At 62.3% G+C, this 24,122-nt stretch carries 20 protein-coding genes and 1 other annotated feature; of the genes, 8 read left to right on the top strand and 12 right to left on the bottom strand.

Going from position 1 to position 24,122, the window contains the following annotated elements:
- The coding region (locus AB5Y50_RS19035; RefSeq protein WP_368162397.1) for an IS4-like element IS50R family transposase at window positions 1-941 on the bottom strand (941 nt) is incomplete at its 3' end.
- Between the two features lie 76 nt (window positions 942-1,017).
- On the opposite strand from AB5Y50_RS19035, the gene AB5Y50_RS19030 reads away from it, so the two are divergent.
- On the top strand, window positions 1,018-1,386 hold the full coding sequence (locus tag AB5Y50_RS19030; RefSeq protein ID WP_368163205.1) for a hypothetical protein: 369 nt from the start codon (window positions 1,018-1,020) through the stop codon (window positions 1,384-1,386).
- A gap of 33 nt (window positions 1,387-1,419) precedes the next feature.
- On the opposite strand, the gene hisIE is transcribed toward AB5Y50_RS19030, so the two are convergent.
- The 11 genes from hisIE to hisG all read right to left on the bottom strand — a co-directional run bounded on the left by hisIE (window position 1,420) and on the right by hisG (window position 16,188).
- A complete protein-coding gene (gene hisIE / locus AB5Y50_RS19025; RefSeq protein ID WP_029314506.1) occupies window positions 1,420-2,055 on the bottom strand; it encodes a bifunctional phosphoribosyl-AMP cyclohydrolase/phosphoribosyl-ATP diphosphatase HisIE in 636 nt (211 codons plus the stop codon).
- Window positions 2,048-2,821, bottom strand: a complete 774-nt coding sequence (gene hisF, locus AB5Y50_RS19020; RefSeq protein ID WP_319882534.1) for an imidazole glycerol phosphate synthase subunit HisF — start codon at window positions 2,819-2,821, stop codon at window positions 2,048-2,050. The genes hisIE and hisF overlap by 8 nt, the downstream gene beginning before the upstream one ends.
- Before the next feature lie 178 nt (window positions 2,822-2,999).
- Window positions 3,000-6,971, bottom strand: a complete 3,972-nt coding sequence (locus AB5Y50_RS19015) for a PAS domain S-box protein (protein ID WP_368163203.1) — start codon at window positions 6,969-6,971, stop codon at window positions 3,000-3,002.
- Complete coding sequence (locus AB5Y50_RS19010) at window positions 6,968-9,106, bottom strand: PAS domain S-box protein (RefSeq protein ID WP_113978458.1); 2,139 nt, start codon at window positions 9,104-9,106, stop codon at window positions 6,968-6,970. Before AB5Y50_RS19010 ends, AB5Y50_RS19015 begins: the two co-directional genes overlap by 4 nt.
- The gene (locus AB5Y50_RS19005; RefSeq protein ID WP_010674688.1) at window positions 9,099-10,208 is read right to left on the bottom strand and encodes a two-component system response regulator; all 1,110 of its coding nucleotides are present in this window, start codon (window positions 10,206-10,208) and stop codon (window positions 9,099-9,101) included. The genes AB5Y50_RS19010 and AB5Y50_RS19005 overlap by 8 nt, the downstream gene beginning before the upstream one ends.
- 132 nt (window positions 10,209-10,340) lie before the next feature.
- Complete coding sequence (gene hisA, locus AB5Y50_RS19000) at window positions 10,341-11,087, bottom strand: 1-(5-phosphoribosyl)-5-[(5-phosphoribosylamino)methylideneamino]imidazole-4-carboxamide isomerase (RefSeq protein ID WP_143237505.1); 747 nt, start codon at window positions 11,085-11,087, stop codon at window positions 10,341-10,343.
- Between the two features lie 5 nt (window positions 11,088-11,092).
- A complete protein-coding gene (hisH, locus tag AB5Y50_RS18995; RefSeq protein ID WP_143237506.1) occupies window positions 11,093-11,716 on the bottom strand; it encodes an imidazole glycerol phosphate synthase subunit HisH in 624 nt (207 codons plus the stop codon).
- A complete protein-coding gene (gene hisB / locus AB5Y50_RS18990) occupies window positions 11,716-12,849 on the bottom strand; it encodes a bifunctional histidinol-phosphatase/imidazoleglycerol-phosphate dehydratase HisB (RefSeq protein WP_368163200.1) in 1,134 nt (377 codons plus the stop codon). Before hisB ends, hisH begins: the two co-directional genes overlap by 1 nt.
- 19 nt (window positions 12,850-12,868) lie before the next feature.
- Window positions 12,869-13,939: a histidinol-phosphate transaminase gene (gene hisC, locus AB5Y50_RS18985; protein ID WP_069651239.1), complete on the bottom strand. Its 1,071-nt coding sequence runs from the start codon at window positions 13,937-13,939 to the stop codon at window positions 12,869-12,871.
- Window positions 13,936-15,261 carry a histidinol dehydrogenase gene (hisD, locus tag AB5Y50_RS18980; RefSeq protein WP_041211399.1) on the bottom strand — a complete coding sequence of 442 codons (1,326 nt, stop codon included), beginning with the start codon at window positions 15,259-15,261 and terminating at the stop codon, window positions 13,936-13,938. The genes hisC and hisD overlap by 4 nt, the downstream gene beginning before the upstream one ends.
- A 30-nt stretch (window positions 15,262-15,291) precedes the next feature.
- Window positions 15,292-16,188 carry an ATP phosphoribosyltransferase gene (hisG, locus tag AB5Y50_RS18975; protein WP_041211400.1) on the bottom strand — a complete coding sequence of 299 codons (897 nt, stop codon included), beginning with the start codon at window positions 16,186-16,188 and terminating at the stop codon, window positions 15,292-15,294.
- 28 nt (window positions 16,189-16,216) lie between these two features.
- Window positions 16,217-16,341: a sequence feature (His leader region), on the bottom strand.
- 190 nt (window positions 16,342-16,531) lie between these two features.
- On the opposite strand from hisG, the gene AB5Y50_RS18970 reads away from it, so the two are divergent.
- The 7 genes from AB5Y50_RS18970 to rnd all read left to right on the top strand — a co-directional run bounded on the left by AB5Y50_RS18970 (window position 16,532) and on the right by rnd (window position 24,068).
- On the top strand, window positions 16,532-16,777 hold the full coding sequence (locus tag AB5Y50_RS18970; RefSeq protein WP_010674695.1) for a hypothetical protein: 246 nt from the start codon (window positions 16,532-16,534) through the stop codon (window positions 16,775-16,777).
- Between the two features lie 61 nt (window positions 16,778-16,838).
- Window positions 16,839-18,758 carry an ATP-dependent DNA helicase gene (locus AB5Y50_RS18965; RefSeq protein ID WP_182721845.1) on the top strand — a complete coding sequence of 640 codons (1,920 nt, stop codon included), beginning with the start codon at window positions 16,839-16,841 and terminating at the stop codon, window positions 18,756-18,758.
- A 97-nt stretch (window positions 18,759-18,855) separates the two neighbouring features.
- Complete coding sequence (gene tsaB / locus AB5Y50_RS18960) at window positions 18,856-19,557, top strand: tRNA (adenosine(37)-N6)-threonylcarbamoyltransferase complex dimerization subunit type 1 TsaB (protein ID WP_041211402.1); 702 nt, start codon at window positions 18,856-18,858, stop codon at window positions 19,555-19,557.
- Window positions 19,558-19,607: 50 nt separating this feature from the next.
- A complete protein-coding gene (locus AB5Y50_RS18955; protein ID WP_039039136.1) occupies window positions 19,608-20,123 on the top strand; it encodes a Slp family lipoprotein in 516 nt (171 codons plus the stop codon).
- 9 nt (window positions 20,124-20,132) lie between these two features.
- A complete protein-coding gene (locus AB5Y50_RS18950; RefSeq protein WP_104452918.1) occupies window positions 20,133-20,984 on the top strand; it encodes an alpha/beta fold hydrolase in 852 nt (283 codons plus the stop codon).
- Between the two features lie 196 nt (window positions 20,985-21,180).
- Window positions 21,181-22,857, top strand: coding sequence for a long-chain-fatty-acid--CoA ligase FadD (gene fadD / locus AB5Y50_RS18945; RefSeq protein ID WP_143237509.1), 1,677 nt, complete (start codon window positions 21,181-21,183; stop codon window positions 22,855-22,857).
- A 98-nt stretch (window positions 22,858-22,955) separates the two neighbouring features.
- Complete coding sequence (rnd, locus tag AB5Y50_RS18940; RefSeq protein ID WP_029314517.1) at window positions 22,956-24,068, top strand: ribonuclease D; 1,113 nt, start codon at window positions 22,956-22,958, stop codon at window positions 24,066-24,068.
- The last annotated feature ends 54 nt before the right edge of the window (window positions 24,069-24,122 follow it).

Here is a 24,122-nt window from a genome sequence, read left to right as displayed (position 1 = left end):
CGCAAGGCTTGGGCTAGCGACTCGACCGGTTCGCTGGTCAGCAACAACCATTTCAACGGGGTCTCACCCTTGGGCGGGTTAATCTCCTCGGCCAGCACCGCGTTGAGCGTGATATTCCCCTGTTTTAGCGTGATGCGCCCACTGCGCAGGCTCAAGCTCGCCTTGCGGGCTGGTCGATTTTTACGTTTACCGCGTTTATCCACCACGCCCTTTTGCGGAATACTGATCTGATAGCCACCCAACTCCGGTTGGTTCTTCAGATGGTCGTACAGATACAACCCAGACTCTACGTCCTTGCGTGGGTGCTTGGAGCGCACCACGAAGCGCTCGTTATGCGCCAGTTTGTCCTGCAGATAAGCATGGATATCGGCTTCGCGGTCACAGACCGCAATCACGTTGCTCATCATGCTGCCCATGCGTAACCGGCTAGTTGCGGCCGCAGCCAGCCATTTGCCACTCTCCTTTTCATCCGCATCGGCAGGGTCATCCGGGCGCATCCACCACTCCTGATGCAGTAATCCTACGGTGCGGAATGTGGTGGCCTCGAGCAAGAGCACGGAGTGAACCCACCATCCGCGGGATTTATCCTGAATAGAGCCCAGCTTCCCAAGCTCTTCGGCGACCTGGTGGCGATAACTCAAAGAGGTGGTGTCCTCAATGGCCAGCAGTTCGGGAAACTTCTGAGCCAACTTGACCGTTTGCATCGCGCCAGCCTTTCTGATCGCCTCGGCAGAAACGTTGGGATTGCGGATAAATCGGTAAGCGCCTTCCTGCATGGCTTCACTGCCCTCGGATGAGATGGTTATTGATTTTCCAGAATATTTTGCCAATTGAGCGGCGACGTTAACCAGACGGGTGGTACGGCGAGGATCACCCAGCGCCGCCGAAGAGAAAACAGATTTGGCCCAGTCAGCCGTACGATGAAGAGCAGAAGTTATCATGATCGTTACTATGTTGGGAGTCACATAGAAGATCAGATCCTGGAAAACGGGAAAGGTTCCGTTCAGGACGCTACTTGTGTATAAGAGTCAGGTTCTGGTCAATGAGTATGGGGAGCAACACTTCCCATGCTTTATAAAACCAGGAAGCACGATAGGTCGTTATTTCGTAAATGCTAATGAACGATATCTAAACCCATTTGAAGATGGGGAGTTCTTAGTGTCTTTGAGAATTATCTTGGCTATGTCGTATGATAGCATGTTGAATTCTATTTCTGATGATGGATATTCCTATCGATTTATTTCGTTAACGAGAGATTGTTCTAATCGTATGAAAAAATTGACAGTGGAGGAAAATTCGCTTTTGGCCGAAAAAGAGTTGTCACAATTAGAACGACGTTTAGCAACGTATAAGAATTTAGTAGAGCTGGCAGTACACCTTGACTAAATAAAGCCGGGAAATCCCGGCTTTATTATCAGATCACTTGGTGTGGCGCTCATGCAGGCGCTGCACCACATCCTTCAGCCCCAGCCCTTCGTTTTGCAGCAAGACGGTCAGGTGGTAGAGCAGGTCAGCGGATTCGTTGATGAGCTCTTCTCTGTCTTTCGCCATGGCGGCCAGGGCCACTTCCACCCCCTCTTCACCCACCTTCTGGGCGATGCGCTTGGTGCCTTTGCCATAGAGGCTGGCGGTGTAGCTGGTGGCGGGATCTGCCCCTTTGCGTGATGCCAGGATCTGTTCGAGCTCGGCCAGGAAGCCGAGCGGCGGCACGGGGTGGCCGTCGAAGCAGGAGGGGTTGCCCAGATGGCAGGTGGGGCCGACCGGGTCGGCGGCAATGAGCAGGGAGTCCTGATCGCAGTCGGTGGTGATGGCGACGAGCTTGAGCACATGGCCCGAGCTCTCGCCCTTGGTCCACAGGCGCTGCTTGCTGCGGCTGAAGAAGGTGACCTGGCCGGTGGTCTGGGTCTTTTCCAGCGCCTCGCGGGTCATGAAGCCCTGCATCAGCACTTCGCCGCTGAGGGAATGCTGGACGATGGCGGGGATCATGCCCTCACACTTGGCCCAGTCCAGGCGCTCGGCCAGGGGCAATGCATTGTCTACTGCTTGATTATTCACGGATGGCGACTCCTTCGTTTTTCAGCCAGCGTTTCAATTCGGGAATGGGAATGAGGCCCTTGTGGAACACGGAGGCGGCCAGCGCCCCGTCCACGTCGGCCAGGGTAAAAGCATCGCGAAAGTGCTCCATGGCCCCGGCGCCGCCGGAGGCGATGAGGGGCACCTTACACACGGCGCGCACCAGCTTGAGCTGCTCAAGGTCGTAGCCCTGGCGCATGCCGTCCTGGTTCATCACGTTCAGCACGATTTCGCCGGCGCCGCGTTGTTGCACCTCCTTGACCCACTCCAGGGTGGTCCAGCTGGTGGTGCGGGTGCGGCTCTCGTCGCCGGTAAACTGTTTGACCTGATATTGACCGAGGGCGGAATCGAAGTAGGAGTCGATACCCACCACAACGCATTGCACGCCGAAGCGCTCGGCGAGCCGGGTGATCAGGGTGGGATCGGCCAGGGCGGGGGAGTTGATGGAGACCTTGTCGGCACCGAATTCCAGGATCTGGCGGGCATCCTCCACGCTTTTGATGCCGCCGGCGACGCAGAAGGGGATGTCGATGACTTCCGCCACCCGGCTTACCCAGCTCTTGTCCACTACCCGTTCGTCGCTCGAGGCGGTGATGTCATAGAAGACCAGCTCATCGGCGCCCTCGGCGGCGTAGCGGCGGGCGAGGTCGACAATGCCGCCCATCACCTCGTGGTTGCGAAACTGCACGCCCTTGACCACCACGCCATCTTTGACGTCGAGACAGGGGATAATACGCTTTGACAACATGCTCATTGCTCCATGTAAAGCACGGTTAAAGAAACGTCGTTCTGCCGCCGGCGTTGGCCCGGGCGGCGGACGGGAACAGGATTGGCATGCCTTGAACGGGGGCCCCTGACGGGGGAAACGACAGGCCCGGCAGGCCGTCTCGTCACCTCTGGGCACCCCACTATATGCATGACTTTATTCAGTGATTCAACCCTTTGTCGCCCTTCACCTGCCCCGGATGGCAGGCTGGCGCCTCGGGGAGGGGAGCCCGATCGTCCGGGTGGGTCTCGTCCGTTGCCATATGCTGGCGCAGGGTGAGCAGGGCGGCATCAAAATCAAACGCCTTCAGTTGCCTGGTCAGGGTGTCGCTCCGAGACCCCAGCATGAGGCGAAGGGGACCGGCATACTGCTCGTAGAGGGGGATCACGGCAGTGTCGCTTTGCACCAGCAGGGCTTCCATCTGGGCCAGCAGTTGCTGGCGCCACTGATCCCCCAGGGGCACCAGATCGGTGGTCGGTGCGGCGAGATCGTCCCCGAGCAGAGCGCAAAGGGCGGCGATCTCTTCATCGATGGATGACATGAGTCCGGTGGGCTCAGTGTTGCCGCCCGCGATGGCCTGCTCCAGGGCGAGGCAGTGGCGCGACAGCTCACGCGCCCCCAGGGTGCTCGCCACGCCGCGCAGGCTGTGGGCCATGCGGGTTGCATCGCTGTGCTCCCCGGCCTGCAAGTGGTGGTGCAGCCGCGCCATGTCCTGGCCATGCTCATGGATGAAGTAGCGAAGCAGGGCCAGGTATTTCTCCTGATTGCCGTTGAGGGTCGCCAGCCCCTGGTCGAGATCCAGGCCCGGGTGTGCCTGCAGGCGGGCAAGGGAGTCTGTCACGGGATGACGAGTGCTGTCGTCAGGGGCAAGCTCGGGGACCTTGCCCTGGGGCAACCAGCGCTGCAGGGCGTCAAAGAGCTTGGCGGGGGTGACGGGCTTGGCAATGAAATCGTTCATGCCGGCCGATGCGCTCGCCTTTCTGTCCTCCTCGAAGGCGCTGGCGGTGAGCGCCAGAATGGGCAGCCTGTCCATGCCGGGCAGGGCCCGGATGGCGCGGGTGGCGCTGTAGCCATCCATCACCGGCATCTGTATGTCCATCAGGATGAGGTCGAAGGGGTGCTGGCTGACGCGGGTCAGGGCCTCCTGGCCGTTGACGGCCGTCTCGATGACGAGGCCGCTGTGGCACAGGAGCTCGAGCACCACTTCCCGGTTGATGGCGTTGTCTTCCACCAGCAGGACTCGGGCGTGGCGAGGGAAGCTGAAGGACTGTTGGTTCCCCTGCTCGGACGGGGTCCGGGAAGGGGCGTCCTCCTTTGCCTTGAACAGCCTGGCGGTAAACCAGAAGCAGCTTCCCTGGCCAGGCTCGCTAGTGACTCCGACCTCCCCCCCCATCAGGGCGGCGATCCGGCTGGTGATTGCAAGGCCAAGGCCAGTGCCGCCATATCTGCGAGTGGTGGAGACATCCGCCTGTTCGAACGCCTGGAACAGCTTCTCGCGCTGTGCAGGGGTGATGCCGATGCCGGTGTCTTCCACCTCGAAGCGCAGCAGGTAGCCGGTGGTGAGGGGGCGGGCCAGCTTGACGCGCAGGGTGACGGTTCCTTGCTCGGTGAACTTGATGGCGTTGGCCGCATAGTTGAGCAGGGCCTGGCGCAGGCGGGTGATGTCGCCGTGCACCCAGGCGGGGGTATCGCCGATGTCCGTCACTATGGTGAGCCCCTTGGCCCTGGCCTGGTCGCTCATCAGGGTGCGGACGTTGTCCAGCATGGCGGTGAGGGAGAAATCGGTCAGATCCAGCGTCATCTTGCCCGCATCTATCTTGGAGAGATCCAGGATGTCGTTGAGGATGCTGAGCAGGTGCTGGGCGGCAGTGTCTATCTTGGTCAGCCGTTCGAGGTCGGTGGGATCCCGGGTGTCGCGCTTGAGCAGATAGGTGAGCCCCAGGATGGCGTTCATGGGGGTGCGGATCTCGTGGCTCATATTGGCAAGGAAGGCGCTCTTGGCGTGGTTGGCGCTTTCGGCCCGCTGGTGGGCCTGGGCCAGCTGCCGGGTGCGCTCGTTGACCATCTCCTCCAGGTGGTAGCGATACTGGTCCAGCTCCTCGCCGAGCTGCTTCTTCTCGGTGATGTCGGCCTGGACCGTGACGTAGTGGGTGATTTCGCCGCTCTCCTGGCGGATCGGCGACACCGTGGCCAGCACCTGGTAGTGGGAGCCATCCTTGCGCTGGTTGATGAATTCGCCATGCCAGCGCTGGCCGTGGTTGATGGCATCCCACAGGGCGACATAGCTGGCATCCGGGGTGAGGCCAGAGCGCAGCAGGGACGGGGTCCGGCCTATCACCTCGTGCTGCTGGTAACCGCTGGCGGCGAGGAAGGCGGGGTTGACGTATTCGATGCGCGCCCGGGTGTCGGTGATGAAGACGCCGTCAGGGCTCTGTTCGAGGGCCAGGGACAACTGGCGCAACTGCTGCTCGGCCAGCTTGCTCTGGGTGATGTCCAGATGGATGCCAAGGAGGCGCACGGGCCGCTGCTGGGCGTCCCGGTAGACACTCCCTTTGCTCACCAGCCAGCGGATGCCGCCATCTGGCAGCAGGATCCTGAACTCCAGCTCGACGGGGGCGCCGCTGACCGCCCGCTCCGCCAGCAACTGCTCGATGCGGGGCCTGTCATCCGGATGCAGGCAGGCTTGCCAGGCGGCCAGCTCGCCGAGCGCCTCGGCACTGCGGCCATAGAGGCGGGCGCATTCCGGCGAGAAGAAGAGGCGGTTGCTGACCATGTCCCATTCCCAGATGCCGACATGGGCTCCTTCCTGGGCCATCAGCAGGCGCTGTTCGCTCTCGCGCAGGGCGCTGCTGACGGTTTCGGCGCGCACCCGTGCACTGATGGCGTCGTCCATCAGGTTCAGGGCTGCGAGGCGAGCACGACGCTGGGTATCGAGCGCCATCTGCTGATTGTGTTGCAGGCGCTGCTCCGCGAGCTTGCGCTCCGTGATGTCCTGCACAGTGCCGTAGAGCTCGAGTATGGTGCCATCCCTGTCCCTGAGCGCCGCCCCGCGGGCAATGACCCAGGCGGTCTCCCCCTGCTCCGTGATCACTTCGGCATCGCACTCGTAGGGCTGCCCGTCCATCCTGCAGCGCTCGACGGCCTGGGCCACCGTGTGCCACCCCTCCTGGGTGAAGTATTTTCTGACCTCGGGATAGACGGCGGGGGGGAGGGCCGGATCCCGGCCATAGATGCGATAGATCTCCGGTGACCAGAAGTGGCTGTCATCGGCCACGCGCCAGCGCCAGTTCCCTATCTTGGCGAGACGCTGGGACTCGCGCAGTATGGCTTCATTGCGGCGCAGCGCCTCCTCGGTCTCCTTGTTCTGCCGGTTGTCCTCGATGATGGAGATGAAGTAGTCGGGATTGCCTTCGGCGTCGCGCACCAGGGCCACCGTCAGAGTGGTCCAGATGATCTCGCCCCCCTTGTGCAGGTAGCGCTTCTCCAGGGTGTAGTGGGGGATAGTTCCCGCCAGCATCCGGGCCACATGGGCCTCATCGAGGTAGAGATCGTCCGGGTGGGTCAACTGCTGGAACGTCATCCCGGTGAGCTCGTCGGCCCGGTAGCCCAGGATGTGGCACAGCCGCTGATTGACACGCAGCCAGTGTCCATCGGGGGAGACCAGGGCGATGCCGACCGCTGCCTGTTCGAAGGTGACCTGGAAGCGGTTCTCGCTCTGCTGCAACTGGTTCTGGGTGTTCATCAGCTCCTGCCAGCGCAGGACCTCTCTGGCCCGGGCGCGATGAAAGGCGGCACTGAGCACGCTGATGAGCAGACCGTTGGCGATGAGCAGGCACCATTGCACCAGATCCTGGCCAGCCTCGACACTCAGTGAATAGATGGGGGGGAGGATGAAATAGCTGGTGACCAGGGCGGTGATCAGGGTGCAGAGCAGACCAGGCAACAAGCCCCCCAACAGGGCGCAGACGATGATGGGCAGCATGAAGAGAACCAGCAGCGGTCGCTCACCAAAGGCGATGGGCAGCTGGACACGGATTTGCAACATCAGAACGGGCAGCAGCACGGCCAGCAGGGAGATCCCCCAGCGCTGGGTAGAGGGGCGCACATGCCACAGGGGTGACCAGCTCATCATGGGAGATCCTCCGGTGGCATGGGGGCCTGGGGATAGGGGGGCGGCACTCCGAGCTGACGGGAGAGCCCGTTGATCTGGTGCTTGAGGGCCAGCATGGCGAGCTCCCTGTCCACCATCACCTTGTTGAACCGCTCCAGCTCATGGTTCTGCTGGCGCAGCTCGCTGGCCTGGCGGGTCAGGGCCTGTTCAACCTGCTCCCGTTCGGTGACATCGAGCAGAATGCCGATGATGGCGGGCTGGCCGAGGTAGTCGACGCGCCGCCCGTACAGCTCGACCTCCAGGGATTCCCCGTGCTGATGCAGGGCACTGAAGCGGGTGTGGATATCGCGCGCGTCCTGCTCGCACGCGTGCACCAGCTCGGCGACCCTGGTGCTGTCCTTGGGAGCGGCAAGGGCGTGTAACTGGCCAACGGCGATCAGCGCCCCCGGGGTGTCATAGCCAAACAGTCGGGCAAAACAGGGGTTGATGTAGCAGAGCCGACCCTGCTGGATGATGTAGATCCCGGCAAGGGATTGCTCCACCAGGGCACGGAACAGCCCCTCGCGCTCTCGCAAGTCGGCCTCGGCCCGTTTGAAGTCCGTGATGTCCCGAGAGATGCCGAAGATCCCGATCACCTGCCCCTCGCTGTCTTGCAAGGGGCCTTTGGTTGCGAGAAACACATGCTCGCCATCGGGCAGGGTCAGGTACTCCTCCTCGGTCTGCACCCGGTTGCGCTCTATGACCTGGCGCCCGGATGCCATCAGCATCTGCGCCTGCTGCGGCGGGAAGAGCGTCAGATCATCCTGGCCCAGCACCTCGTCAACCGGCTTGCCGACAAACTGGCTGGCGGCCCGGTTGAAGAGGATGTATCTGCCCTCCTTGTTCTTGGCGAAGATGGCGTCTTCCGAGCTGTCGGCGATGGCGGAGAGCAGTTGCAACGCCTCCAGCCGCTGGGACTGGGAGTGCTGAAGCTGCTCGGCCATCTGCAGCCGGGTGTGCTGGCGCAGCAGGATGATGCCGGCGTTGGTGACAAAGAGCACCAGCAGGCCGATGAGACCGATCCAGACGCTCTCCTTGAAGGTGGCCTGGTAGAGTTCCGCCTTGTCGATCTTGGCCAGCAGGTACCAGTCCGTGTTCATGACCGGATAGACAACCCCGAAGACCTCGCTGCCCCGGTAATCCTGGCCATAAAGCACCTGGGGCGTGCCGCGTTCGGCGAGCCGCAAATACTGGGCTGCCAGCAGGGTGGGGTGGGTGACGGGATAGTGCAGGGTGAGAGCCGGTTCCGGGCGATAGCGCAGGCTACTCAGATAGTGGACCTGATCCCCCTGCTGGCGAAACAGAATGGCTTCTCCGCTGCTGTCTGGGATGGGCCAGGTACGAAGGATGCGATCGGCCCAGTCAGTACCGATGATGTGCAGCGCGAGGACGGTGGTCCCGTGGCCTGACGGGCCGAGGGGAGCCAGAAAATCCAGTCTGGCGTATCCCTTTCCATCGACATAGGGGGCCACTCTGAGCACCTTGCCTGCCTCAACCCGGGAAAGGGCGGCCTGCAGGGGACTATTCACGGGGCCAGCCCCCGGGGTCTGCCACAGGATATGGCCGGCAGGATCAAGCAGGGTCGCCCCCTGGAATCCACGCAGCGAGAGGACGTCCTGCAGTTGTGTCAGCCACTGTGTCTTTGCCGTCAGCCCATCAGGAGGCAGGGCACCATAACGCGGGCTCTCGATGATCTGGCGGACATCCTGATCGCGGTTGTCGAGCCATTCGGTGATGCGCCGGCTTTTGAGATCGGCGATGGCTTCGAGACGGGCCACTTCCGTGTCCCGGGTCAGTTCGATGTTGCGGGCGATGGCCATGGCGGTCAGGGCCAGGATGAGCCCGTTGAGCAGCAGGAAGGGGATCCACTGACGCCGGGAGAGGGCGGGCGTCACCGCTGGCTGGCTGATGCGACGACGCAGCATGGCATAAAGCATGAGGGCCGTGATGAGGATGAAGAGCCAGCCCTTGATGGTGCTTGCCATGGCGAACTGGGCAGGGGTGCTGAACAGCCACTCCACCGCCTTGTCGGAGAGCAGGATCCACAGGCTTGCCACGGCGGCATAGGTGAGCACGACGTTGAGCACATGTGCCCGGGTCAGAGGAGCCTCAGCCATCCACGGCCTCGCTGCCATCCTGGTAGCGTTCGGCAATGGTGACGAACGCGTCGAAATGGCGATCGAAGGCGGTCACGACATCGGGATCGAAATGGTGGCCGCTGCCGGAGAGGATGAGGGCGCGAGCCTCGTCGTAGCTCATGGCCGGCTTGTAGACCCTGGCGCAGATGAGGGCGTCAAACACGTCTGCCAGCGCCATCAGGCGAGCCGAGAGGGGGATGGCGTCCCCTTGCAAGCCGTCCGGGTAGCCGCTGCCATCCCACTTCTCGTGGTGCCAGTGGGCGATCTCCTTGGCCAGGGTGAGGAAGGCCAGGGGCTGCTCCATGTCCTGTTCGGCCTCCTCGATGGCATCGCTGCCGAGCTTGGCGTGGGTGCGCATGATCTGCCACTCCTCCGGGGTCAGCTTGCCCGGTTTGAGCAGGATGTGGTCGGGAATGCCCACCTTGCCGATATCATGAAGCGGTGCGGATCGGCTCAGCAGGTCGATGTAACCCGGGGTCAGGGTATCGGCGAAACGGGGGTGATCAGCCAGGGCGCTCGCCAGCAGACGCACATAGCCCTGGGTGCGCAGGATATGGTTGCCGGTTTCGGGGTCGCGGATCTCCGCCAGATGGGCGAGGGCGCGGATGGAGACCTGCTGGATCAGGTCGTTTTCCGCCATTCGCCGCGCGACCTCGGCTTCCAGCGCCGCATTCTGGTTTTGCAGGCCGTCACGGGCCTGCTTGGCCTCCAGCTGGGTGCGCACCCGGGCCTGAACGACCACCGGCTTGATGGGCTTGGTGATGTAGTCGGCGGCGCCGAGGGAGAGGCCGAACTCCTCGCTTTGGGGGTCGGCGAGGGCGGTGAGCAGAACGACGGGAATACGGCTGCTGATCGGGGACTGACGTAATTGCCTGAGCACTTCATAACCATCCATGCCGGGCATCATCACATCCAGCAGGATGAGGTCAGGCTTTGGATCCGCGCTGACGATGCGCAGGCATTTTTCCCCGCTCTGTGCAGCCAGCACGCGGTAATGAGGCGAAAGCAATTCGGTCAGTACCATCAGATTTTCGGGGGAGTCGTCGACGATCAGGATGGTGGCGTTGTGAGGTGTCAACATATGTCTTCCATGACGCTATCCCTGTGAGGTCGAGTATAGAGCCAATTGCTGCCAAATCATAAGATTCGCCCCCATCGGGGAGAAAGAGGCCTGCCCGGATGGGCAGGCTGTCTGATGCCAGAAAGGGGCGCGTCACGCAGCGCGGCCGTCACCCCAGCAGCGAATGGCTTCTGCCACGTCAAACTTGCCCTCCAGCAGGGCACGGCCGAGGATGATCCCCTTGACGCCAGTTCCCTTGAGCGCCTCGATATCCGCCAGACCGCCGATACCGCCGGACGCCTGGAAGCCGACGTTCGGGTAGCGGGCACAGAGATCCCGGTAGAGTTCGACGTTGGTGCCCGCCAGGGTACCGTCCCGGCTGATGTCGGTGCAGAGCACGTGTTTAAGTCCGGCGGGGAGGAAGCGCTCGATCAGCGCCTCGATGGAGATGCCGCTGTTCTCCTGCCAGCCAGCCACTGCGATGTGGCGGTTGCCCTGTTCATCGATGTTGACATCCAGGGCCAGCACGATGCGCTCGGGGCCATATTTCTCCATCCAGCTGGCCACCAGATCCGGGGATTTGACGGCGGTGGAACCGATCACCACCCGGCTGGCGCCGGCCGCCAGCAAGTCGGCCACATCCTGTTCGCTGCGCACGCCGCCGCCGACCTGCACCGGTGCCTCGGTGGCGGACAGCAGCTGGGCGATGAGGGCCAACTGGCGGGCCTTGGCATCCTTGGCGCCGTCCAGATCCACCAGGTGCAGCTGCGCCGCCCCCTGGCTGACATAGTCATCGAAGCGGGCCTGCGGGTTGTCGCTGTAGGCGGTTTTCTGGCCGTAGTCGCCCTGATAGAGGCGCACGACCTGACCGTTGATAAGGTCGATTGCGGGAATAATCATGCCTGTCATAGCTCCAGAAAGTTTTGCAGTAGGCGGGCACCGGCCGGGCCGGATCGCTCCGGGTGGAATTGGGCGCCAAAGAAGTTGTCCCGCCCGACGATGGCGGTAAAGGGCAGGCCGTAGCCGCAGGTCGCCAGGGTCGCGTCGGTCACCTCCAGCGCATAGGAGTGGACAAAGTAGAAGTAGCTGCCGCTGGGAATGCCTTTGAGTAGCGGGTGGGTCTCGTCGTGTTCAATCTGGTTCCAGCCCATGTGGGGCAGGCGCAGGTTGCCCACCTCCATCAGGCGGATCCTGCCAGGCACGATGCCGAGGCAGTCGATGAGCGCTCCTTCGCTGCCATCGGCGCTCATGTTCTCTTCCGAGGCCTGTGCCAGCATCTGCATGCCGAGGCAAAAACCGAGCAGCGGCTGCTTGGCGGCGCGAATGAGGGGCACCAGTTCCCGCTCATTGAGGTTCTTCATGGCGGCGATGGCGGTGCCGACGCCGGGCAGGATCAGTTTGTCCGCCTGCTCGATGTCGGTGGCCTTGCAGCTCACCCTGGGCTGCACGCCGAGGCGCTCGAACGCCATGCGCACCGAGGCGAGGTTGGCGCAGCCGGTGTCGATGATGACCAGGTTCTGTTTCCCCATCACAGCACCCCCTTGCTGGAGGGAAGCTCGCTCCCTTCCACGCGAATGGCCTGGCGCAGGGCGCGGCCAAAGCCTTTGAACAGCGCCTCCACCTGATGGTGGGTGTTGCCGCTGCCCACCTTCATCTGCAAGGTGATGGCCATGGCGTCAGAGAGGGAGCGGAAGAAGTGGGGCACCATCTCGGTGGCCATCTCTCCCACGCTGTCGCGACCAAAGCCGCTCGGGCAGTCGAACACGAAGTAGGGACGGCCGCTCAGATCCAGCGCAGTGGCCACGTCCAGCTCGGTCAGCGAGGTGCTGTCAGCCTCCTGGCGGGGACGCCCGTCGATCACCGCCTGCACCTCGTCCATCGCCAGCACGAAGCCGAAGCGGCCGATGCCGCGCTTGTTGCCAAGGGCCTGGCGCAGGGCTTGACCCAGTGCCAATCCCACATCTTCCACCGTGTGGTGATCGTCGATGTGCAGATCGCCGCACACTTTGAGCTTGAGGCGAAAGCCCGCGTGGGTCGCTATCTGATCCAGCATGTGATCGAAGAAGCCGATGCCGGTGGCGATCTGGTTGCCACCGCTCTTGTCGAGATCCACCGCCACCTGGATGCGGGTCTCCTTGGTGTAGCGCTCCACCTCGGCCACGCGCCCCTTGGAGAGCAGCTGATCACGAATGGCATTCCAGCCGTGATCTTGCGGGTGGTAGCGTATGCCGCGGATGCCCATGTTCTCGGCAAGCTGGATGTCGGTCTGTCTGTCGCCAATCACGAAGGAGTTGGCAAAGTCGATGCGGCCCGAGGCGAGATACTCCTTCACCAGCCCAAGGTGAGGCTTGCGGCAGCTGCAACCGTCGGTGGGGAAGTGGGGACAGATCAGCACTTGCTCCCAAGTGACGCCCTGGGATTCGAAGAGGTGCATCATCAGGTCGTGGGGCGGCTGGAAGTGTTCAAGGGGCAGGCTGGCGGTGCCGAGCCCATCCTGGTTGGTCACCATCACCAGCACGTAGCCGGCGGCCTGGAGCTCACGCAGCACAGGTATCACCATGGGCTCGAAGCGCAGCTTCGCAAGGCTGTCCACCTGCTTGTCGGTGACCGGCTCCTCGATCAGGGTGCCGTCACGGTCGATAAACAAAAACGGGGTTTTCATCGCTACATCCTTGCTTGTCTTACAGAGAGGGTGGGGGCAGGTCACGCAGCACGGCGAGCACGGCGTCCATTTCGCCCTGATAGCCGATGGTGATGCGGATGCTGTTGTCAAGGCCAGGCTTGCTGGAGAAATCACGCAAGATGATGCCGGCGGCCTTCATGGCGGCGAACACGGCGGCGCCATCTTTGAAGCGCACCAGCACGAAGTTGCCTTTGTCCTCGAACACTTCCTTGACGCAGGACAGACGAAGCAGCTCCGCCTTGATGAGCGCCTTCTGCTTGTTGAGCTCCTGCACCCGCTCCTGCATCAATTCCAGCCCCATGGGAGAGAGCGCCTGGGCGGCAATCTGGGCGATGGGGTCGGGAATGGGGTAGGGCGCGATCACCTTGGCCAGCATGGCAATCACCTCTGGATCCCCCAAAGTAAAGCCGCAGCGGATCCCTGCCAGGGCGAAGGCCTTGGAGAGGGTGCGGGTCACCACCAGGTTCGGGTATTGGGCGAGCAGGTCCACCACGGAGGCCTCCGGGCAGAACTCGATGTAGGCCTCGTCCACGACGATGATGGCGCGGTCCCGGGCCTTCTCCAGCAGGGCGACGAGTCCCTTGCGGCCCACCAGATCCCCGGTGGGATTGTTGGGGGAGCAGAGGAACACCAGCTTCACGTCAGAGAGGCGATCGGCGATGGCGGGCCAGTCCGGCTGACGGCTGGCGGTCAATGGCTGCTCGACAATCCCCACGCCACAGGTCTCGGCGCTGATGGCGTACATGCCGTAGGTGGGGGGGCAGATGAGGATCTGATCTTCCCCTGCCTCGCAGAAGGTGCGGATCAGCAGCTCGATGGCCTCGTCGGCACCGCGGCTTACCAGCACCTGATCCGGATTGACCCCGGCGTAGGCGGCATAGCCGTTTACCACCTCGGCCGGCTGGCACTCGGGATAGCGGTTGAGGCGACTCCCCTCGACGGTGAAGGGGTAGGCTAGCGGTGCCTCGTTGGCATTGAGCCAGACGTGGCCCTGGCCGCCGATGCGGCGCGCGGACTGGTAGGGAGTGAGAGCCCGCACAACGCGACGGGCCAGATTGACGATGCTCATGACAAATCCTTCTGCTGTGCTGTTTGTTGGGGCTCGGCGGCCAGGGCGTTCAACCTGAGGGTGACGGCATGCTTGTGGGCATCGAGCCCCTCGGCCTGGGCGATGCGCTGGACGATGGGGCCAAGGCCGCGAATGCCGTCTGCAGTGAGCTCTTGAACCGTGTAGCGGCGCTGATAGTCGGCAAGCCCCAAGCTCGAGCAGGTGCGGGCATAGCCGTAGGTGGGCAGGGTGTGGTTGGTGCCGCTGGCGTAATCACCGACCGACTCCGGTGTCCATGCCCCGAGGAAGATGGAGCCCGCGTTCTCGAGCTTGTCCAGCAGATCCCGGGGGGCCCGGGTCTGCACGATGAGGTGTTCCGGTGCATAGGCGTTGGAGATGGCGCAGGCCTCCTCCAGGTTGTCGCAGAGGATCACCAGGCTTGCCTTCAGGGCTTGCTCGGCGATGTCGCGGCGGCTGAGGTCGGCGAGTTGCGCCTGGATCTCGCTGCCGATGGCATCGGCCAGGGAAGCGGAGGTGGTGACCAGCACCACCTGGCTGTCGGGGCCGTGCTCGGCCTGGGAGAGCAGATCCGATGCCACGAAGGCCGGGTTGGCGCTCTCGTCTGCGATCACCAGCACCTCGGAGGGGCCGGCTGGCATGTCGATGGCGGCGCCCCGCCAGTCACGGGAAACCTGGCCCTTGGCTTCGGTCACATAGGCGTTGCCCGGGCCGAAGATCTTGTCCACCTTGGGGATGGTTTGCGTGCCATAGGCCATGGCCGCGATGGCCTGGGCGCCGCCGATGGCGAACACCTGACGGACGCCACAGGCGCGGGCGGCAAACAGGATCTCGTCGCTCGCCGGAGACGGGGTACAGAGCACCACCTCACGGCAACCGGCCAGGCTTGCCGGAATGGCCAGCATCATCACGGTGGAGGGGAGCGGCGCGCTGCCTCCCGGGACATAGAGGCCGACCCGGCTGATGGGTTGGGTGCGCAGCTCGCACAGTACCCCGGGCTGGGTTTCGACTCGGACGACGGGCTGTACCTGGGCGGCGTGGAAGGTACGGATATTGGCGATGGCGGCCTCGATGGCACCCTTGATGTCATCACCGAGTCGAGCGCAGGCGGCATCCACTTCCGCGTCGCTCACCCGAAGCTGTTCGCGGGGCGCGCGTTCGAAACGCTGGCTCAGCTCGCGCAGGGCCTCATCGCCCCGGCTACGTACCGCGGCAATGATGTCTCGCACCACGGTACCGATGTCGGCTTCGTCGCCAAGGGCGGGCCGGGTCAGGACCTCGGCTTGCCGGGCGGGGGAGAGGGTCTTCCAGATCAGGGTCTGCATGATGTGTCTTCCTTATTCCATCATCTCGGCTTATTCCATCATCTTTTCAATGGGCAGCACCAGGATGGAGCTGGCACCCAGGGCCTTGAGCTGTTCCATGGTCTCCCAGAACAGGGTTTCGCTGGAGACGACGTGCAGGGCCACCTGGTTGGTGTCACCGGCGAGCTGCATGATGGTGGGACGCTCCGCCCCCGGCAGCAGATCGGTGATGGCATCGAGCTTGTCTTTGGGGGCGTGCAGCATGATGTATTTGCTTTCGCGCGCCTGCTGCATCCCCTGGATGCGGGGCAGCAGCTTGTCGATGAGTTTCTGCTTGGCATCGTTCAGGGGGTTGGGAGCCTGCACCAGGACGGCCTTGGAGCGGTAGATCACCTCGACCTCTTTCAGGCCGTTGGCTTCCAGGGTCGCGCCGGTGGAGACCAGATCGCAGATGGCATCGGCCAGACCCGCGCGGGGGGCCACTTCCACCGAGCCACCCAGCATCACGCTCTTGAAGCCCAGGCCCTTCTCGTCGAAGAAGCGCTTGAGCAGACCGGGGTAGGAGGTGGCGATGCGCTTGTCGGCCAGGCTCTCGGGTCCTGTGTAGTTGACATCGTCCGGCACCGCCAGAGAGAGGCGGCAGCCGCCGAAGTCGAGCTGCTTGAGGGTCTTCACCGCAAAGGGCTGCCCCTGGGCTGCGCGAATGAGCTGCACCTCTTCGAGAACGTTCTCGCCGATGATGCCAAGATCGACCACCCCTTCCATCACCAGACCCGGGATGTCGTCATCACGCACTCGCAGAATGTCGATGGGCATGTTCTCGACATGGGCGATGAGGCGCTGTTCCCGCAGGTTGATCTTGAGGCCGCAGCTCTTGAAGAGGGCCTGGGAATCCTGGCTCAGACGACCGGATTTTTGCATGGCGATGCGCAGACGTTGTGTTTCCATTGCTCGATTTCCTTTTAGTCAAAAACGAAAAAACCCTCGGAAGTATGTGCTTCCGAGGGTTTATGAATCTTGCGGTCCTTTTGGAAGTCACCAGTTAAGTGTCTTCCAGCAGTCAACCTCCTGAAAGACTATTCGGGATGATGATGGTGATGATGAGTCTTCAGGGTGGTGAACTTCATGATGTAATCAATCCTTTACAAATCAGATGCCGTTGTTGACGCCCGATTTAAACTACCTGCCTTGACAGAAAATGCAACCGAAAAATGTGATCAGGACGATTAAAGTTGAGAAAACGGTTTTCTGGTCGATAACTAGACAATGAGATGCCAAAGGAGGCGACATCATGCCCAGCCAGGACCTGTTATTTCCCATCCTGCCCCGTGCACCCTCGACACCGAGCCCGGATGACATCAAGCGGGAGGTGACCCAGATCAGCCAGAAACATCAGCTGCGCAAGATAGGCACCGACAATGGCGGCGGTGGCCAGCATCACCAGCAGAGAGAGCAGCCGCCAAAGCCTGATCAACCAGCGGTACAGGATGATGATCACAAACCGGATCCGGACCACCGGATTGATCTCTTCGTCTGAACGCATTATCAGTCCCGCTTTTTCCGCGCTTTTGGCATAATGCCCGCTTTTGCAACGGGACATGCCTTTGACCATCATCCAGACCCTGTTCAAGCCAGACGGCCCCCTGGCCCGCCATATTGACGGCTTCAAGGCCCGTGCCCCGCAACTGGAGATGGCCGAGGCGGTGTCCCGCGCCATCAAGCAAGGTGGCCGTTTGCTGGTGGAGGCTGGAACGGGCACTGGCAAAACCTATGCCTATCTGGTGCCTGCGCTGGAATCCGGCAAGCGGGTGGTGATCAGCACCGGGTCCAAGAATCTGCAGGAGCAGCTCTTCTATCGGGATCTGCCCACCATCACGGGGGCGCTTCACTACACCCCGCCGGTGGCACTGCTCAAGGGGCGCAGCAATTACCTCTGCATCGAGCGGATGAACCGGCTGTTGAGTGAATCCCATCTGCAAAAGCCCGAGGTCCTGAGCGATCTCGTGAAGGTCAAATCCTGGTCGACCGCTACCGACAACGGCGATGTGGGGGATATCCCGGGGCTACAGGAGAACGCCGAGATCCTTGCCCACGTCACCAGCACCAACGACAACTGCCTGGGTCGCGACTGCCCCTATTACGATGATTGTCACCTGGTCATCGCCCGGCGCCGTGCCATGGACGCCCAGGTGGTGGTGATCAACCACCACCTCTTTTTCGCCGACATGGCGGTCAAAGACACCGGCTTTGGCGAGCTGGTGCCCGAGGCGCAGGTCTATGTATTCGACGAGGCGCACCAGCTGCCCGAGATCGCCAGCCACTACTTCGGCAAGTCCGTGGGCAGCCGCACCATCCAGGATTTGGCGCAGGATATCCAGCTTGCCTACCGGGCAGAGGCTCATGACATGGCCCAGCTTGGCAAGGCGGCGGACAGGCTCGCCATTGCCAGTCAGGATCTGCGCCTTGCCTTCGGCGTGGAGGGGGGGCGCGGCAACACCCGGGATCTGCTGAGACAATCCCTCTGGGCCCAGGCGCTGGCCCGCCTCAACGATGCCATCGGGCTCTGTTATGAAGTGCTGAAACTGGCGCTCGGGCGAGGGGAGCAGCTGGATCACTGTTTCGAGCGCATCAGCGAGCTGCGCACCCGCCTTGGGGAGGTGCTGGCGGTCAACCAGACCGGTTTCTCCTACTGGTATGACTGTTCGCGTCTGCACTTTACCCTCAATCTGACGCCGCTGTCGGTCGCCGAGCGCTTCGGTGCCGAGGTGCAGCGCCCCGAGGTGGCCTGGGTCTTCACCTCGGCCACCTTGACGGTGGACAATCGCTTCGCCCACTTCGTCGCCGAGATGGGGCTGGCCGGCAGCGCCGAACTCATTCTCGACAGTCCGTTCGATTACGCCGAGCAAGCGCGCCTGTGCGTACCCCGTTTCTTGCCAGAGCCCAATGCCTTCGGGCGCGGGGAGCAGCTGGCGACCCTGATGATCCCCCTCATCAACAAGACGCCGGGGGGGTGCTTCTTCCTCTGCACCAGCCATCAGGTGATGCGCCAGGTGGCCGAGGTGCTGCGCCGGGAGATCGGCCGCACCGTCCTGCTGCAAGGGGAAGACAACAAGCTGCGGCTGCTCAAGACCTTCGTGGAGAACGGTCGGGCCGTGCTGGTGGCCACCAGCAGTTTCTGGGAGGGGATAGACGTGCGGGGGGCGGCATTGTCCTGTGTTATCATCGACAAGCTGCCCTTTGCGAGCCCGGACGATCCCCAGCTCAAGGCACGGGTGGAGGATTGCAAGCTAAAGGGGGGAGATCCCTTTGCCGAGCTGCAGTTGCCCAAGGCGGTGATTGCCCTCAAGCAGGGGGTGGGGCGGCTCATCCGTGATCGCAGTGATCACGGTGTACTGGTTATTTGTGATCCTCGGGTGGTCAACAAGCCCTATGGCGCCACCTTCATCAAGAGCCTGCCTGCCATTCCACGGACCCGGGAGCTGGCGACCCTGGGAGAATTTTTCGGACCACGGGAGTGAGTCCGCCGCGCCGGGGCTGATTGCACCCGGCCATGCATGACGGCAGGCCTTGGCCATGCTGACGATTTAACTGACTGATGTGAAGAGAATAAAAAGAATGGATGAGTTGAAGATCCTGGCCGTGGATACCGCCACCGAAGCCTGCTCCGCAGCCCTCTTGGTGGGTGACACCCTCTTTTCCCGCTGGGAAGAGGCGCCCCGTGACCATACCCGCAAGATCCTGCCCATGGTTCAGGCTCTGTTGGATGAAGCCGGTCTATCGTTGGATGAGCTCGACGCCATCGCCTTCGGCCGTGGGCCAGGATCCTTCACCGGGGTACGGATCGGGATCAGCGTGGCTCAGGGGCTCGCCTTTGGTGCCGGCGTGCCGATGATCGGTGTCTCCACCCTGGCAGCCATGGCCCAGGGGGCCCATAAGCTGGAAGGGGCCGAGCAGGTGCTTGCCGCCATCGATGCGCGCATGAACGAGGTCTATTTCGGCCACTACGCCTTGGTGGACGGGGTGATGACGCTGGTGGGCGAGGAGGTGGTGAGCGAGCCAGCCGCACTGGTGCAGGCCCGTGACAAGCTGACTGGCGCGGTGAGCTGCGTTGGCACCGGTTTTGAAACCTATGGCGAGACCCTGGGCGGCCTGGCAGATGTGCTGATGCCAAGCCAGGTGCGTTTCCCGGCGGCCGCCGATATGCTGCCTCTGGCATGCCAGGCCTGGTTTGCGGGTGAGGCGGTGCCGGTTGAGCAAGCCACCCCTGTCTATCTGCGTGACAAGGTGACCTGGAAGAAACTGCCGGGTCGCGAATAGGCGGCAACGGCTGCCCCGGGCTGCTTTATCGGACGATGATGGAGAGACGAATGAGAAAATCCGTGATCATGCTGGGATTGGTGGGGCTGCTGCTGGGCGGTTGCAGCACGGTGCCCAAAGAGCTTGCCTATGAGCCTGCGGATCAGCTGGTGGCCTATCAACCCGCCCTGCAGGGGATGGAAGGCAAGCCGGCCCGCTGGAGCGGTGTCATCTCGGCGGTCCACAACAAGGCGGATCAGAGTGTCATCGAGGTGGTCTATCTGCCCCTCAAGTCCAACGGGGTGCCGGAGCAGACCGAGCAGAGCCCCGGTCGTTTTCTCGCCATCATGCAGGGGTTTGTCGACCCGACCCTCTATGCCAAGGGTCGCAGCCTGACGGTGCTCGGCACCCTCGACAAGCCGGTGGACAGCCAGATTGGCGAGCACAAGTATCGCTTCTCGGTACTCAAGGTGACGGGGAGCAAGCTGTGGCCACCGGTGAAGGAGGTGGAGATCCGCTACATGGATCCCTACTTTTACGATCCTTTCTATGATCCCTTCTGGCCCAGACGACCCCTGCGCCGCTGAGGAGCCCGGATGACGGCGACATTGCAGGAGCGCAGGCTGCGCCTGGCGGACGGGCGGCACATCGCCCTGCTGGACAATGGTCAGGAGGACAGACCGCTGCTGGTGGCCCTCCATGGCTGGCTCGACAACGGCGCCAGCTTTTTGCCTCTGGCCCCCTGGCTGTGGGCGTTTCATCTGGTCTGCGTCGATCTGCCGGGCCATGGTCACTCCGATCACAAGTCGACTCCCTATGTCTTCGTGGACTGGCTGGATGATCTCTACCAGATCACCCAGGCCGCGGGCTGGCAGCGTTTCATCCTGCTTGGTCACTCCCTGGGGGCGCTGATTGCCTCTGCCTATGCCGGCGTTTTTCCCGAGCAAATCGAGCGGCTCATTCTGCTGGAGGGGCTCGGCCCCTTGAGCCAGCCTGACGAGGAGGTACCGGGGCATCTGCGTCGCGCCATCCTCAACCGCACTCGTACCCGTGAGCGTGCAACCAGTGGATTTGCCACCCTCGAAGAGGCCGTGGCTGCCCGCTGCAAGGTGGCGGACATCCCCCCGAGTGCGGCACGCCTTATCTGCGAGCGGCAGCTGGAGGCGCGGGCAGGGCGCTGGTATTGGCGCAGTGATCCCCGTCTTCGCGATCTCTCGCCCCTTCGCATGAGCGAGGGGCAGGCCCAGGCCCTGATCCGGGCCATCGCCTGTCCGGTGCTCTTTATCCGGGGAGAGCAGGGCTTCCCCGGGCTCCTGGCACAGTGGCAGTTGCGGGAGGCGGCCTTTGGCCACATTGAACGGGTGACAGTGGCAGGAGGCCATCATTTTCATATGGAAAATTCATCAGAAACCGCCGTTTATATCGAAAACTTCGCTCAAATCCGGTAGGATCAGCGGCTTTGAATCATGTCAGGTTTGCTTTCTCCTTCACATTTCCCGTTGTTAATTCACTGTTAATTGATGTTGCCTTATGTAAATATGTGCGGCATTAGAGCATGAACTTAAAACAACTGATTGAAATGGATGTGACAGGGACGGAGGCAACACAGTGAGCGCACAGGTGCGAGTTATGCAGGAGAAGTTCGTGGAAAGAGTCTGGCTGAAGCGTTATCCAGAAGGGGTGCCCGCCGAGATCAATCCAGACCAATACGGCTCTCTGGTCGAGATGTTTGAAGAGTCGGTGAACCAGTTCGCCGATCAACCCGCCTTCGTCAACATGGGGCAGACCATTACCTACCGCCGGCTGGAGGAGCAGTCCCGAGCCTTCGCCGCCTACCTGCAAAACGAGCTGAAGCTCGGCAAGGGGGACAGGTTGGCCGTGATGATGCCGAACCTGCTGCAATACCCCATCGCGGTATTCGGCATCCTGCGGGCCGGCATGACGGTGGTGAACGTCAACCCCCTCTATACCCCGCGCGAGCTGGAGCATCAGTTGAAAGACTCCGGCGCCAAGGCCATCGTCATCGTCTCCAACTTTGCCCACACCCTGGAAAAAGTGGTGTATGACACTCCGGTCAAGCACGTGATCCTGACCCGGATGGGTGACAACCTGGGGCTGGCCAAGGGGACCCTGGTCAACTTCGTGGTCAAATACGTCAAGAAGCTGGTGCCCAAGTACAACCTGCCCCATGCCAGCACCATGCGCCAGGCCCTCGCCAAGGGGCGCTACCTGCAGTACATCAAACCCGAGATCAGCAACCAGGACATCGCCTTCCTGCAATACACCGGCGGGACCACCGGCCTCTCCAAGGGGGCCATGCTGACTCATCGCAACATGATCGCCAACGTTGAGCAGTGCCTCGGTGTCTATGGCCCCGTGCTGGAGCGCGGCAAGGAGTTCGTGGTCACGGCGCTGCCGCTCTATCACGTCTTCGCCCTGACGGTAAACTGCCTGCTGTTCATGCGTCTGGGGGGCTACAACCTGCTCATCAGCAACCCCCGCGACATCCCGGGTTTTGTCAAAGAGATCAAGAAGTATCCTTTCACCTGCATCACCGGGGTGAACACCCTGTTCAACGCCCTGGTCAACAACGACGAGTTCAAGGGCATGGATTTTGCCAAGCTCAAGCTCACCATCGGTGGCGGCATGGCGGTGCAACGGGCGGTGGCCGAGCAGTGGAAGGGGCTGACCGGCACCCCGCTGCTGGAGGGCTATGGCCTGACCGAGTGCTCGCCCCTGGTGAGCGTCTGCCCCTATGATCTGGTGGATTACAACGGCTCCATCGGTCTGCCGGTCTGCTCCACCGAGATCCGTCTGGTGGATGACGAGGGTAACCAGGTCACCGAACGGGGTGCCCCCGGCGAGATGCAGGTGCGCGGTCCTCAGGTGATGACCGGCTACTGGCAGCGCCCGGAGGCGACCGCCGAGGTGATGCAGGATGGCTGGCTCTGCACCGGCGACATCGCGGTATGCGACGAGCAGGGTTTCTTCAAGATCGTCGATCGCAAGAAGGACATGATCCTGGTCTCCGGCTTCAACGTCTACCCGAACGAGATAGAAGACGTGGTGGCCCTGCATCCCAAGGTGCTGGAGGTGGCCGCCGTCGGCGTACCCAATCCGGTGTCCGGCGAACAGGTGAAGATCTTCGTGGTCAAGAAAGATGCAAAGCTGGCGGAAGAGGAGATAATTGCCCACTGCCGCAAACATCTGACTGCCTATAAGGTGCCGAAACTGGTAGAATTTCGCGACGAACTTCCCAAGACCAACGTGGGCAAGATCCTGCGCCGCGTACTGCGCGACGAGGAGATTGCCAAGCAGTAACCGGCATGCACTGCTTTGCAGTCCAGCGCTGTCGTTATGCAAAACCGTGGGACATCCACGGTTTTTTCTTTCTGGATCCGACCAACGTGCAGGCAACGATGCAATATCAACTCATTTCACAGCAAGCCGAACTGGATCAGTATCTCGCTTCTCTGGCCGACGTTCCCCTGGCCATCGATACCGAATTCGTTCGCACCCGTACCTACTATCCCCAGCTCGGTCTGTTCCAGATCTACGATGGCAAGCAGCTTGCCCTGCTCGATCCCCTGACCCTGGATCTCTCCGGTTTGTGGCAGCGCCTCGGTCGGGCCGGACAGATTGCCATCCTGCACGCCTCCGGTGAGGATCTGGAGCTCATCCAGCATCAGGCGGGTCACCTGCCCAACCAGATGCACGATACCCAGCTGGCGGCAGCCTTCCTGGGCCATGGCGTGTCGGTGGGGTTTGGCGCCCTGGTCAACGAATTCCTCGGGGTCGAGCTTGAGAAGGATCAGGCCCGTACCGACTGGCTGGCGCGCCCCCTTACCCCTCGTCAGCTGGAATATGCCGCGGCGGATGTCTTCTACCTCATGCCCCTCTACGAGAAGGTGATGGCCAGACTGCGCGAGAGCGGCAAGTTCCCCTGGTTCGAGCAGGAGTGCCAGAACCACTCCGCCCGCAAGACCCAGGGCAGCGATCCCCGTCAGGCCTACCTCGAGATAGTCAACGCCTGGCAACTGGGTCGCCGCGAGCTGGCCATCCTGCGCGAGCTGGCCGCCTGGCGCCAGCAGGAAGCGGTACGCCGGGATCTCGCCCTCAACTTCGTGGTGAAAGAGCTGCACCTGTTCAAGGTGGCGGAGCGTCGTGCCGCTTCCCTTCGGGATCTCAACGAGCTGGGCCTCTCGCCCATCGAGATCAAGATCCACGGCAAGCGGATGCTGGACATCGTCGCCGCCGCCCAGCAGAGCGACCCTGCGAGCTGGCCCGATCCCATCCGCCGTCTGGTGGACTTCCCCCAGTACAAGGCCGAGCTCAAGCGCATCAAGGCCATGGTGGAGGAGAAGGCCAAGGCCAGCAACATTCCGCCGGAGCTGGTGGCGAGCAAGAAGATCATCCACCAGTACTTCACCTGGAGCTGGCGCATGAGTGCCGAGGAGCGGGCCAGGGCGGACAAGCCCATGCTGCTGCAAGGGTGGCGTCATGAGCTGGTAGGCCACCTGCTGGCCCAGTGACGAGTACGCAGTACGAGAAGGGGAGTCCATGACTCCCCTTTTTCATGCCTGTGC

Origin of the sequence: Aeromonas sp. s6 (genome assembly GCF_040907815.1) — a bacterium.
Lineage (GTDB): Bacteria > Pseudomonadota > Gammaproteobacteria > Enterobacterales > Aeromonadaceae > Aeromonas > Aeromonas caviae.
This window is presented reverse-complemented; position numbering and strand designations above follow the sequence as displayed.

Coding starts and splice junctions, on each gene's coding strand:
- AB5Y50_RS18970 (WP_010674695.1), top strand. CDS start 16,532: ATGCCCAGCCAGGACCTGTTATTTCCCATCCTGCCCCGTGCACCCTCG.
- hisG (WP_041211400.1), bottom strand. CDS start 16,188: ATGGAAACACAACGTCTGCGCATCGCCATGCAAAAATCCGGTCGTCTG.
- tsaB (WP_041211402.1), top strand. CDS start 18,856: ATGGATGAGTTGAAGATCCTGGCCGTGGATACCGCCACCGAAGCCTGC.
- hisD (WP_041211399.1), bottom strand. CDS start 15,261: ATGCAGACCCTGATCTGGAAGACCCTCTCCCCCGCCCGGCAAGCCGAG.
- AB5Y50_RS18955 (WP_039039136.1), top strand. CDS start 19,608: ATGAGAAAATCCGTGATCATGCTGGGATTGGTGGGGCTGCTGCTGGGC.
- AB5Y50_RS18950 (WP_104452918.1), top strand. CDS start 20,133: ATGACGGCGACATTGCAGGAGCGCAGGCTGCGCCTGGCGGACGGGCGG.
- AB5Y50_RS19015 (WP_368163203.1), bottom strand. CDS start 6,971: ATGATGAGCTGGTCACCCCTGTGGCATGTGCGCCCCTCTACCCAGCGC.
- hisA (WP_143237505.1), bottom strand. CDS start 11,087: ATGATTATTCCCGCAATCGACCTTATCAACGGTCAGGTCGTGCGCCTC.
- AB5Y50_RS18965 (WP_182721845.1), top strand. CDS start 16,839: ATGCCTTTGACCATCATCCAGACCCTGTTCAAGCCAGACGGCCCCCTG.
- hisF (WP_319882534.1), bottom strand. CDS start 2,821: ATGTTGTCAAAGCGTATTATCCCCTGTCTCGACGTCAAAGATGGCGTG.
- hisC (WP_069651239.1), bottom strand. CDS start 13,939: ATGAGCATCGTCAATCTGGCCCGTCGCGTTGTGCGGGCTCTCACTCCC.
- AB5Y50_RS19005 (WP_010674688.1), bottom strand. CDS start 10,208: ATGTTGACACCTCACAACGCCACCATCCTGATCGTCGACGACTCCCCC.
- hisH (WP_143237506.1), bottom strand. CDS start 11,716: ATGGGGAAACAGAACCTGGTCATCATCGACACCGGCTGCGCCAACCTC.
- hisB (WP_368163200.1), bottom strand. CDS start 12,849: ATGAAAACCCCGTTTTTGTTTATCGACCGTGACGGCACCCTGATCGAG.
- rnd (WP_029314517.1), top strand. CDS start 22,956: ATGCAATATCAACTCATTTCACAGCAAGCCGAACTGGATCAGTATCTC.
- AB5Y50_RS19010 (WP_113978458.1), bottom strand. CDS start 9,106: ATGGCTGAGGCTCCTCTGACCCGGGCACATGTGCTCAACGTCGTGCTC.